Genomic DNA, 11169 nt, shown 5'->3' with positions numbered 1-11169 from the left:
TAATCAGTCCAAGGTGACGTGGTCGGGGCCGGAGTAGCGGCCGGTGAGCATCTTCTGGCGCTGCATGAGCAGGTCGTTGAGCAGCGAGGAGGCGCCGAAGCGGAACCAGTCCGGGTCGAGCCAGTCCTCGCCGGCGACCTCGTTGACGACGACGAGGTACTTGATCGCGTCCTTCGAGGTGCGGATGCCGCCCGCGGGCTTGACGCCCACCTGGCGGCCGGTGGCGATCCGGTAGTCCCGGACGGCCTCGAGCATCAGCAGCGTCGTCGGCAGCGTGGCGGCCGGCTGCACCTTGCCGGTGCTGGTCTTGATGAAGTCGGCGCCGGCGTCCATCGCGAGCCACGAGGCGCGGCGGATGTTGTCGTACGTCTGCAGCTCGCCGGTCTCGAGGATGACCTTGAGGTGGGCGGAGCCGCAGGCCTCCTTCACCGCGACGATCTGCTCGTGCACGGTGGCCAGGTCGCCGGCGAGGAACGCGCCACGGTCGATGACCATGTCGATCTCGTCGGCGCCGTTGGCGACGGCGGCGGCGGTGTCGGCCAGCTTGACCTCGAGCGCGGCGCGGCCGGACGGGAACGCGGTCGCGACGGCGGCCACGTGGACGCGGTCGCCGACGACCTCGCGCACGTACGGGACCATGTCGCCGTAGACGCACACCGCGGCGGCCTGCGGGCAGGACGGGTCGGTGGGATCGGGGCGCAGCGCCTTGGTGGCCAGGGCGCGCACCTTGCCGGGCGTGTCGGCGCCCTCGAGCGTGGTCAGGTCGACCATCGAGATGGCGAGGTCGATCGCCCACTGCTTCGAGGTCGTCTTGATCGAGCGGGTGGCGAGCGCGGCCGCGCGGGCCTCGAGGCCGACCTGGTCGACGCCCGGCAGGCGGTCGAGCCCCGCGATCAGGGTCTTGCTCATCGTTACTTCCCTTCCGGAAGCGGGCTGGTCTGGTCGGCGCCGGTGGCGGCGATCGTGCGCCGGACGGCGGAGACGACGGCCTCGACGGTGATGCCGCGCTCGGCGAGCACGAGGTCACCGGCTCCGCTGGCGCCGAACTCCTCGACACTCACTATCTCACCGTCGGTGCCGACGTAGCGGTGCCAACCGGTGCCGGTTCCGGCCTCGACGCTGACGCGCGCGGTGATCGAGCGCGGCAGGACCGACTCGCGGTACGCGCGGTCCTGCTCCTCGAACCACTCCAGGCACGGGGCCGAGACGACGCGGACGGCGACGCCGTCCTCGGCGAGCTGCTCGCGGGCGGTCATCGCGAGGCCGACCTCGGAGCCGGTCGCGACGATGATCGCGTCCGGCGTGCCCTCGGTGTCGGCCAGGACGTAGGCGCCGCGCGCGGCGCCGTGCTCGGGCAGGACCTCGGCCCCCGTGACGGGGACGCCCTGGCGGCTCAGGACGAGGCCCGCCGGACGGTCGGACTCGAGGATCCGGGTCCAGGCGTCGATCGTCTCGGTCCAGCTGCCCGGGCGCACGACGTCGAGGCCGGGGATCGCGCGGTGCGACCACAGGTGCTCGACGGGCTGGTGCGTGGGGCCGTCCTCGCCGACACCGACGGAGTCGTGCGTCCACACGTAGGTGACCGGCAGGCCCATGAGGGCGGCGAGCCGCACGGACGGGCGCATGTAGTCGGAGAACACGAAGAACGTCGCGCCGAACGGGTGCGAGTGGCCGGCCAGGGCGATGCCGTTGAGGACCGCGCCCATCGCGTGCTCGCGGATGCCGAAGTGGACGAGCGTGCCGTCGGGGCCGCCGGGCCAGTCGTCGCCCTTATACGCCGTGGGCGTGAAGCTGCGGGCGCCGGCGATCGCGACGTTGTTGGTCTCGGCGAGGTCGGCAGAGCCGCCCCACAGCCACGGCAGGTCGGCCGAGACGGCGTTGAGGACGGCGCCGCTGGCGATGCGCGTCGCGACCTTCTGAGGCTCGGCACGCAGCGCGGCCAGCTTCTCGCGGACCTCGGCGGGCAGCTCGCGACGGCGCAGGGCGTCGTGCAGGGCGGCCGCCTCGGGCTGCTCCTCGCGCCACTGGCTGTAGCGGTGCTCCCAGGCCTCGCGGGCCTTCGCGCCGCGCTCGAGCACGAGGCGGGCGTGGTCCAGGGCGTCCTGCGGCATGACGAGCGACTGCTCGGGATCGAGGCCGAGCGCGATCTTGGTGGCCTTGACCTCGTCCTCGCCGGGGGCTCCGGAGTGGGCGCCGGCCGTGCCGCCCACGGTCGGCATCGGGTGGCCGATGCGGGTGCGCAGGCGGACGAACACGGGCTTGCCCGTCACGGCGAGCGCGGCGTCGTAGCCGGCGCGGATCGCCGCGGGGTCCTCGGCGTCGTCGATCTCGACGACCTCCCAGCCGTACGCGCGGTAGCGCGCGGCCACGTCCTCGGTGAAGGCGATGTCGGTGCCGCCCTCGATCGTGATGCGGTTGTCGTCCCAGATCAGGATCAGCCCGTCGAGGCCGAGCGTGCCCGCGAGCGAGGAGGCCTCCTGCGCGACGCCCTCGGCGAGGCAGCCGTCACCGGCGACGCACCACGTGCGGAAGCGGAACAGGCCGTCCTCGGGATCGGTGTCCGGCTGCAGCAGCGCGTGCGTGCGGCGCGCGGCCATGGCCATGCCCACCGCGTTGCCGACGCCCTGGCCGAGCGGGCCGGTCGTGGTCTCGACGCCGGGGGTGTGGCCCCACTCGGGGTGCCCGGGCGTGAGGCTGTGCAGGGCGCGGGCCTGGCGCAGGTCGTCGAGCTCGAGGCCGTAGCCGCTCAGGTAGTGCTGCAGGTACAGCGACAGGCTCGTGTGGCCGGCCGAGAGGACGAAGCGGTCGCGGCCCTCCCAGTCCGGCTGGGCCGGGTCGTGGCGCAGGTACTCCTGGAACAGGACGTAGAGCGCGGGGGTCAGGCTGACGGCGGTTCCGGCGTGGCCGTTGCCCTTCGCCTGGACGATGTCCAGCGGCAGGACGCGCGCGTGGCGGACAGCCTCGAAGTCGAGTCGGTCGGACCAGGCGTCGGCGGTCGCGGGAGACGTGGGGGAGAAGTCGCTCACCGCTCCACCGTAGGCGAGCGGGGGGACTTTTGTCTAGCTGTTAACAAAAGCCCCCGGTGCGGTGCGCGTCACGCGTCGACGAGGGCCTCCACCCGTGCGGGGGACAGGGCCGCGTCGGCGGCCATCTGCGCGGCGCCCAGCAGGCCCGCGTCCGCGCCGAGCGGGGACGCGATGACCTCGAGGTCCGTGGTGGCGAGCGGGTGCGAGCGCTCGAAGACCCGCTCGCGGACGCCGTCCACGAGCAGGTCGCCGGACTCGGCCAGGTCGCCGCCCACCACGACCATCGCGGGATTGAGGACGCCGACGGCCTCGACGACGACGTCGCCGATGCGGCGGCCGGCGCTGCGCAGGGCCTCGATCGCGTCCGCGTTCCCGTGCCGGGCGAGCGCCACGACGTCCGCCGAGGTCCGCGCGTCGTGACCGAGCTCGCGCAGGTGGGCCGCGATCGCCCACGCGCCCGCCGATGCCTCGGCGCAGCCGCGCTGGCCGCAGCGGCACCGCGGCCCGTCGTCGTGCGGGATGTGCCCGAGGTCGCCCGCGCCGCCGCGCGCTCCGTGCAGGACCGCGCCGCGGGAGATGATGCCGGCGCCGATGCCCATGCCGACCTTGACCACCAGGAGGTCGTCGGCCCCGGGCACGCTCGCGGCTCGCATCGCGCGGTGCACGCCCAGCGCGACCAGGTTGGCGTCCTTGTCGACCACGACCGGCGCGTCGACGTGCCGTCCGACGAGCGCGGGGACGTCGATCCCGTCCCAGCCGCGCATCGTGGGCGGGCTGACCAGCAGGCCGGTGCGCTGGTCGACCGGGCCGGGCACGCCGATCGCCGCGCCCAGCACGGGGGCGGAGGCGCCGGTGACGAGCTCGTCGAAGGCGGCGGCGACCCCGGACAGGACCTTGTCCGGGCCGTCGTCGATCGTGATGTCCTCGTCGAGCGCACGCAGGACGCGCCCGGACAGGTCGGCGATGCCGTAGCGGGCGTGGCTGCTGCCGATGTCGGCGACGAGCAGGGTCCCGCGGTCCTCCGCGAGGTCGAACACGGCCGCCGGCCGGCCACCCGTGGTGCGGTCGTCGGCCTCGGGGCGCAGCAGTCCGCTGCGCACGAGGCCCTCGAGCCGGTGCGTCGCGGTGACGCGCGACAGCCCCGAGAGCTCCACGACCTGGGCGCGGGTGAGGCGGCCGTTGCGGCGGAACAACGTCAGCACGTCCCCGTGTCCCGACACCGGCGCTCCTCTCGCGGGACCGGCGGTCCCTCGGGCGTCACCGTAGTACGTCACGGGGTGCGGTCGCGATCGATCAACCGGCCGATCTGTGCGGGCTCCAGGATTCCGTCGCTGACGAGGTGCGCGAGGCCGACGAGGCCCTCCCGCGGGTGCAGGCTGCTGGCGACGATGGTGAGGTCGGAGGTCGCCAGCGGCAGGGAGCGGCTGTAGACGCGCTCGCGGATCGCGGGCAGCAGGTGGTCGCCGCGTCGCCGGCGGGGAGCTGGGTCGGATCGACCGCCTGGAGTCGCGGATCGAGCGCTTCCGGCCCGCCCTGCCGGCGTGGACGCGCGACCGGGCCTCCGTGGACGGCGGCGGCACGCTGGTGGACCTCGGTCCGCACCTGATCGACCAGGCCGTGCAGCTCCTCGGCCCGTGCGCCGGGTCTTCGCGGACCTGGCGGCACTGGAGCCGGGCCGGGCGAGCGACGACGACGACCTCGTCCTGCTGCGGCACGAGAGCGGGGCCCGGTCGATGGTCCTGGCCTCCGTGCACGCCGCGGCGGAGGGTCCGCGGCTGCGCGTCTGGGCGGGCTCGGGGGTGCGCGGATCGACGGGTTCGACGGGCAGGAGGAGCGGCTGTTCCGGCCGTCGCCCGCGCGATCACGGAGGGGACGCCGGTTCCGGTCGACCCCGCCGACGCGGTGCACGTGGCGGCGATCTTCGACGCCGCCCGGACGTCCTCGGCCGCGGGATCGTGGGTCGACCTCGCCGCCGGGTGAGGTGGCCCTTCGTTCGAATTGACACTCGAGCACATCGCACTGACGCTGGAAGTGCGGGCGAAATCATGTCGACGACTGGTCACGGGGGGAGCAGGCGATGCGCCACAGCATGCGGCCGATCCGCCTCGGCGGCCAGACACGGGTGCGTCGACTCCCTCGCCCACCTACGCCGCCGTCGGGGACTCCCTGGTCGTGAGCCGCGGTACGGTCGCACTCCCTCGGCTACTCTGCCGCAGGACTCCGGCCCCCCGGCGGCGGTCCGCCCGCAGGGCGGGCGCCCCGCGCGCCCGGCCGTCCGTCAGGGCGTGCCGACGAAGGTGCGCAGGTCCTCGATGATCGACGCGACGGTGGCCGCCGCGCGGTCACGGGCGGCGTCCAGGTCGTCGTCCGAGACGACGGCCTCGACGTAGCACTTGAGCTTCGGCTCGGTGCCCGACGGCCGGCAGATGACCCGGCTCCCGCCGGTCAGGCCGAGGCGGATGCCGTCGGTGGGCGGCAGGCCCTGGTAGCCGTCGGCGAGGTCGTCGACCGAGGTCACCTCGACACCCGCGAGCACCTGCGGGGGAGCGGTCCGGAAGCGCTGCATCGCGTCGGCGATGATCGCCAGGTCCTCGACGCGGACGGCCAGCTGGCCGGTCGCGTGCCAGCCGTGGCGGCGGTAGACGTCCTCGAGCAGATCGGTCAGCGTGCGGCCCTCGGCCTTGAGCGAGGCTGCCAGCGACATCATCAGCAGTGCCGCCGAGATGCCGTCCTTGTCACGCGCGACGTGCGGGGCGACGCAGTAGCCCAGCGCCTCCTCGTAGCCGTATACGAGGCCCTCGACCTTGCCGATCCACTTGAAGCCCGTGAGCGTCTGCTGCCAGCGCTGGCCGTGCTCGGCGGCCTGGCGGCCCAGGAGGTCCGACGAGACGATCGAGCAGGCGTAGGTGCCCTCGACGCCGCGGCGCAGCAGGGCCTCGGCCAGCAGGACGCCGACCTGGTCGCCCGTGAGCAGCCGGTGCCCGTCGGGCGTGCGGACGCCGACGGCGCAGCGGTCGGCGTCCGGGTCGTTCGCGATGACGACGTCGGCGTCGACCGAGGCGGCCAGCTCGAGCGCGAGGTCCATCGCGCCGGGTTCCTCGGGGTTGGGGAACGCGACGGTCGGGAACGCGGGATCCGGGTCGGCCTGTGCGGGGACGACGTGCGGCGCCGAGAACCCGGCACGCCGGGCGGCCTCGGTGAGGATGCGGCCGCCGACGCCGTGCATGGGCGTGTAGGCGACCACGAGGTCGCGCGGGCCCTCGGGGGCGGCGGCCACGACGGCGTCGAGGTAGGCCTGCGCGACGTCGTCGCCCAGGACCGTGTAGTCGGTGTCGCGAGGCAGCTCGTCGACGCGGCCGACCGCGTCGATGCGGGCCGAGATGTCGGCGTCGGCGGGCGGCACGATCTGGCTCGTGTCGCCGAGGTAGACCTTGTAGCCGTTGTCGCGCGGCGGGTTGTGCGAGGCGGTGACCATGACGCCTGCCGACGTGCCGAGGTGGCCGATCGCGAACGCCAGCACGGGGGTCGGCAGGTGCTCGGGCAGCAGCAGCGCGCGGACGCCTGCGGCCTGCATGATCTCGGCGGTGTCACGCGCGAAGACGTCGGAGTTGGTGCGCGCGTCGTAGCCGACCACGACGCTCGGGTCCTGGGCGGTGTCGAGCAGGTAGCGGGCCAGGCCGGCGGCGGCGCGCGCCACGGTGACGCGGTTCATCCGCATCGGGCCGGCTCCGAGCTCGCCGCGCAGGCCGGCGGTGCCGAACTCGAGTCGGCCGGAGAAGCGCTCGTCCAGCGCGGCGGTGTCGCCGGCCTCGATCAGCGCCGAGAGCTCGGCGCGGGTCTCGGGGTCGGGGTCCTGGGACAGCCAGTCGCGGGCGAGGTCGAGCGAGTCCATCTGCACACCGTATCCGGGGGTGCGCTCTCGCTGAGTTGCACGTTTGGCCGGGCCGGACCGGCGTGTCGCCGGCCGAACGTGCAACTCAGCGAGGAGGTCAGACCCGCGGGAGGAGGCCGGCGAGGAGGGCGCCCATGCGGGTGGCGGCGTCCTTGCCGGCCTGCAGGACCTCCTCGTGGTTGAGGGGGGCGTCCGAGATGCCGGCGGCGAGGTTGGTGACGAGCGAGATGCCGAGCACCTCCATGCCGGCCTCGCGGGCGGCGATCGCCTCGAGGGTCGTGGACATGCCGACGAGGTCGCCACCGAGGATGCCGGCCATCTTGACCTCGGCCGGCGTCTCGTAGTGGGGTCCGGGGAACTGCACGTAGACGCCCTCGTCGATCGTCGGCTCGACCTCGCGGACGAGGTCGCGCAGGCGCTGCGCGTACAGGTCGGTGAGGTCGACGAAGTTCGCGCCGACGATCGGCGACGTCGCCGTCAGGTTGATGTGGTCGCGAATCAGCACGGGCGTGCCGGGCGTCCACGCCGGGTTGAGGCCGCCGCAGCCGTTGGTCAGCACCATCGTGCGGACGCCCGCGGCGGCGGCGGTGCGGACGCCGTGCACGACCGCGTCGACGCCCTTGCCCTCGTAGAAGTGCGTGCGGCCCAGGAACACGAGGGCGCGCAGGTCGCCCACGCGCACGGAGCGGATCGTGCCGCCGTGGCCGGCGACGGCGGGCTTGCTGAAGCCCGGCAGCTCCTCGGTGGGGATCTCGAACTCGGGCTCGCCCAGCGCGTCGGCGGCGGGCAGCCAGCCGGACCCCATCACGAGGGCCACGTCGTGGTCGCCACCTCCCGTCCGGTCACGGAGGGCGTCGGCGGCGTCGCGGGCGAGGTCGTAAGGGCTCACCGCGACAGCGTACCGGCGAAGACGCGTGATGCGGGGTGCGGCGGGCCGTCCACGGGCGGGCTCGTGATGAGGCCGTCCGGGCGAGGCCCGCGTACTCTACGGACGTGCCGAAGATCATCGGGGAGTCCTTGGAGGAGCACCGCGCCGCCATGCGGCGCCGGGTCTTCGACGCGCTCGTGCAGCTCATGGCCGACCGGCCGTTCGACGCGATCACGATGGCCGACCTGGCAGCCCGCGCCGAGGTGGGCCGCTCGTCGCTCTACAACCACTTCAAGGACAAGGAGGCCGTGGTCGTCGCGTTCGCCACGGACGAGACCGACCGCTACCTCGCCCAGCTGCAGCAGGCGCTGGCCAGCCGGACCTCGCCGACCGAGCGCCTCGAGACCTACGTGCGGCACCACGTCGACACCTCGGCCGACTTCCACATCGGCCTGGCGCCCGAGCTGCGCGCGATCCTGTCGCCGGAGTCCGCGATGGGCATGCGCGAGCACGTCGTGGCGGTCGAGCAGGTGCTGCGCCAGATCCTGCTCGACGGCGTCGCGGCGGGCGAGTTCGCGATCGACGACGTCGACGCCACCGTCTCGCTGCTGCACGCCACCCTGTCGGCGCGCCACGCCTCGGCCGACACCACGACGAGGTTCGTCCTCGCCGCCGTCCGGGCCTCCTGAGCCACGCCCCCCGGTTCGGCGAGTGGCGCAGAAGTGCCCGCCACTCGCCGAGTGGCGGGCATTCTTGCGCCACTCGCGACCCCGGTCTGCGCCACTCGGCGGCCGGGAACGACGAAGGTCCCCGCCACCACGGTGACGGGGACCTCCGAGCGAGCTCAGGTCACTTGGTGACCTTGAACGAGCCCACCTTCACGTAGCCGCGCTTCGTGTAGTTCGCGTTGCCGTAGTACGCGGCGCGGACGGTCCACGTGCCCTTGGCCAGCTTCGGCAGCGTGACGCGTCGTCCGACGCGGTAGACGTAGCTGTCCACGTGGCGGATCTTCGTCCCCTTCGTCAACCGGACCTGGATGGAGCCCGTCGGCCCGAAGTCGCCGGCGATGCCGGCGATCGTGACCGTCGCGGTGCCCCGGCGCTTCGTGGTGGGCCGTTTCGTGAGTTCGAAGCGTGGTCGGGCGGCAGCCACCGGCACGATGTTCACCCGGATCGTCTGGGCGCTCCCGGACAGGTTGACGGCACGGGGCGTGAACCCGACGATCCAGCTCCGACGACCGCTCTGGGTGAAACGCGTGACGGGCAGGACGACGCGCTCGCCGGGGACAGTGGTGCTCGCGCGCGCACCGCTCTCGAGTTCGACCGTTCCCGGCGCGGGCACGATGAGCTCGATGCCCTGGACGGACCCGTAGGGGAGGGTCTTGGTCACCGGGATCGGCTCGTGGGAGACCGAGATCCGCGCGGTGAACGGAGCCGGCGCGCGCAGGCGCGACTGCGAGGCGCCAGCGTGGAAATGTGTGCGCAGCGACGGCACCAGGGCTCCGAGGAACTCCGGATGGAACGAGCCCCCGTTCTCGGGCTGGCCAGCCGGCAGGCCCAGTGCAGCGGCAGCCTCGCTGTCCGGTGCGAGGACTCCGTCCCAGTCCGGGGTGTTCGACGCGGTGGTCATCGAGCCGAAGCGACCCCAGGTCGCAGAGCTGCCGGAGAACGTCGTGACCGTCACGCGCCGAGGACTGGTCGACGGAGACAAGGCGGGCGTGGAGCGGACCAGGCGGGACGACACGAGCGCCGTGATCCGCCCGGACCCGTCCCCGGAGATCTCGACGCTGGGGTCGGCGAGAGTGATCTCGTCGCGCACGCCGCCCCAGACGCGCGCGCTCGTCAGGGTGCCGGAGTAGTCCATCGTGGTGACCCCGGTGCTCCAGTCGTGCGAGGTCCGTCCCGGCCCGAAGCGCGGCTCCGCGGTCGAATCGGGCGACGTGAGACGCACGCCATCGAGCACTCGCTCGTCGAAGACGCTGAAAAAGTGCGCGGAGATCGGCCAAATCAGGCTGCCCACGCGGGGCTCGACGATCTCGATCGCCGTCGGCTCCGGTCCTGCGTGGGCGGGGCCGGGCGCGACGAGCGCTCCCAGCGCCAACGCCACGACGGCCATGGTGGCGGGGACTCGCATGCGCCGAAGATATCCACCGTGCGGGTTCCGCGACCCCACAACGCCGAAGGTTCCAGCCACTGGGTGACTGGAACCTCCGACGTAGGCGAGCTCAGGTCACTTGGTGACCTTGAACGAGCCCACCTTCACGTAGCCGCGCTTCGTGTAGTTCGCGTTGCCGTAGTACGCGGCGCGCACGGTCCAGCGGCCCTTGGCCAGCTTCGGCAGCGCGACGGTGCGCTTGCCCTTGACGAGCGAGACGTTGACGTAGCGGTTCGTCTTGCCCCTGGTCAGCTTGAGGCGCACCTTGCCGGTCGGCGCGGCGCCGCCGGAGACGCCCCGGACGCTGACGGTGGCCTTACCCTTGGCCTTGCGGGTCGGCTTCTTGCTCACCTTCAGGCGCGGCTTCGCGGCGGCGGCCTTGGCGACCTTCACCGTGACGGTCGAGGTCGCGGGGGACAGGCTCGCGTCCGCGGGGACCAGGGTGACGGCGAGGCGCCGGGTGCCGGCGGTCAGCGTCCTCGGCAGCGAGAAGGCGAGCTTCTGGCCGGCCGCGGTCGCGGTCTTCGAGCCGAGGCCCGCGACGCGGACGGTGCCGGGCACGGAGGCCGTCACGGTGACGGCGCCACCGCGGGCGTAGGTCGTGGAGACGCTCGCCGCGACCGGAGCGGTCGGGACGAACCGCACGGGCGTGTAGGTCTCCCACGCGGCGTGCTTCGCGCCACCGCCGGGGTACGTGTAGACGCCGTGCTGCGTGTGCGCGGCGGTCACGCCGGTCACGGCGTCGGCCGCGGCCTTCGAGACGTTGAGCTCGGCGGTGAAGGTGCCGTCGGGACGCAGCTCCACCGCGCCGGCGGCAGGACCGCCGATGGTGTTCATGTCCGAGGCCAGGACGGCCCAGTCGACGTCGGCGTTCTTGCGGGCGCTGGACGCGGCGTTCTCCGAGGGGCGCCAGGTCGTCTCGTACTTGCCGAAGGCGATGTAGACGCCGGCGGAGCTGCCGGCCAGCGGCGGGCGCGTCGCGGTGACGGCCGAGGGGTCGAAGCCCGAGCCCTGGACGGTGATCGTGGCGGTCTCGTCCGGCGCGAACGTCACCTTCGAGACGGTCACGGTCGGGGCGGCGCTCTCGGCGGCCTGGGCGGACGTGGGGGCGAGCGCGAGGACGCCGGCCGTCAGCGCGGCGACGGTCGCGCCCGACATCAGGCGGCGCCCGCGGGTCACGGTCTGGGAGGACATGCAGTTCCTTTCGACGAGGCCGACGCACCGGCGGC

8 protein-coding genes and 1 pseudogene are annotated in these 11169 nt (G+C 73.5%); 2 read left to right on the top strand and 7 right to left on the bottom strand.

The annotated features are described in order from the left end of the window. Positions 1-3: 3 nt before the first annotated feature. The 3 genes from deoC to AB3M81_RS14770 all read right to left on the bottom strand — a co-directional run bounded on the left by deoC (position 4) and on the right by AB3M81_RS14770 (position 4246). Entirely contained in the window at positions 4-909 is a 906-nt protein-coding gene (deoC, locus tag AB3M81_RS14780; protein WP_412904682.1) for a deoxyribose-phosphate aldolase, read from the bottom strand. A gap of 2 nt (positions 910-911) precedes the next feature. After that, positions 912-3026 (bottom strand): transketolase, encoded by a 2115-nt coding sequence (gene tkt, locus AB3M81_RS14775; RefSeq protein ID WP_412904681.1) that lies wholly within the window; start codon positions 3024-3026, stop codon positions 912-914. Positions 3027-3094: 68 nt separating this feature from the next. Then, complete coding sequence (locus tag AB3M81_RS14770; protein ID WP_412904680.1) at positions 3095-4246, bottom strand: ROK family protein; 1152 nt, start codon at positions 4244-4246, stop codon at positions 3095-3097. Between the two features lie 256 nt (positions 4247-4502). Between AB3M81_RS14770 and AB3M81_RS14765 the strand changes: the two are divergent. Next, positions 4503-5006: pseudogene (locus tag AB3M81_RS14765) on the top strand (Gfo/Idh/MocA family oxidoreductase); the annotation flags it as partial. 298 nt (positions 5007-5304) lie between these two features. Here the strand turns inward: AB3M81_RS14765 and AB3M81_RS14760 are convergent. Both AB3M81_RS14760 and AB3M81_RS14755 read right to left on the bottom strand, forming a co-directional pair. After that, positions 5305-6918 (bottom strand): phospho-sugar mutase, encoded by a 1614-nt coding sequence (locus AB3M81_RS14760; RefSeq protein WP_412904679.1) that lies wholly within the window; start codon positions 6916-6918, stop codon positions 5305-5307. Positions 6919-7015: 97 nt separating this feature from the next. After that, positions 7016-7807 (bottom strand): purine-nucleoside phosphorylase, encoded by a 792-nt coding sequence (locus AB3M81_RS14755; protein WP_412904678.1) that lies wholly within the window; start codon positions 7805-7807, stop codon positions 7016-7018. 104 nt (positions 7808-7911) lie between these two features. On the opposite strand from AB3M81_RS14755, the gene AB3M81_RS14750 reads away from it, so the two are divergent. Beyond that, positions 7912-8475 (top strand): TetR/AcrR family transcriptional regulator, encoded by a 564-nt coding sequence (locus AB3M81_RS14750; RefSeq protein ID WP_412904677.1) that lies wholly within the window; start codon positions 7912-7914, stop codon positions 8473-8475. Positions 8476-8635: 160 nt separating this feature from the next. On the opposite strand, the gene AB3M81_RS14745 is transcribed toward AB3M81_RS14750, so the two are convergent. Next, positions 8636-9919: a hypothetical protein gene (locus tag AB3M81_RS14745; protein WP_412904676.1), complete on the bottom strand. Its 1284-nt coding sequence runs from the start codon at positions 9917-9919 to the stop codon at positions 8636-8638. A 96-nt stretch (positions 9920-10015) separates the two neighbouring features. Continuing rightward, complete coding sequence (locus AB3M81_RS14740; RefSeq protein ID WP_412904675.1) at positions 10016-11134, bottom strand: hypothetical protein; 1119 nt, start codon at positions 11132-11134, stop codon at positions 10016-10018. Between the last annotated feature and the right edge of the window lie 35 nt (positions 11135-11169).

Source organism: Aeromicrobium jepli (assembly GCF_047246605.1).
Lineage (GTDB): Bacteria > Actinomycetota > Actinomycetes > Propionibacteriales > Nocardioidaceae > Aeromicrobium.
The sequence above is the reverse complement of the archived record's forward strand: the minus strand, read 5'-3'. Positions and strand labels throughout refer to the sequence as shown.

What these genes read in the sequence shown, in the direction of transcription:
- deoC (WP_412904682.1), bottom strand. Translation starts at nt 909, where the DNA reads ATGAGCAAGACCCTGATCGCGGGGCTCGACCGCCTGCCGGGCGTCGAC.
- AB3M81_RS14760 (WP_412904679.1), bottom strand. Translation starts at nt 6,918, where the DNA reads ATGGACTCGCTCGACCTCGCCCGCGACTGGCTGTCCCAGGACCCCGAC.
- AB3M81_RS14740 (WP_412904675.1), bottom strand. Translation starts at nt 11,134, where the DNA reads ATGTCCTCCCAGACCGTGACCCGCGGGCGCCGCCTGATGTCGGGCGCG.
- AB3M81_RS14745 (WP_412904676.1), bottom strand. Translation starts at nt 9,919, where the DNA reads ATGCGAGTCCCCGCCACCATGGCCGTCGTGGCGTTGGCGCTGGGAGCG.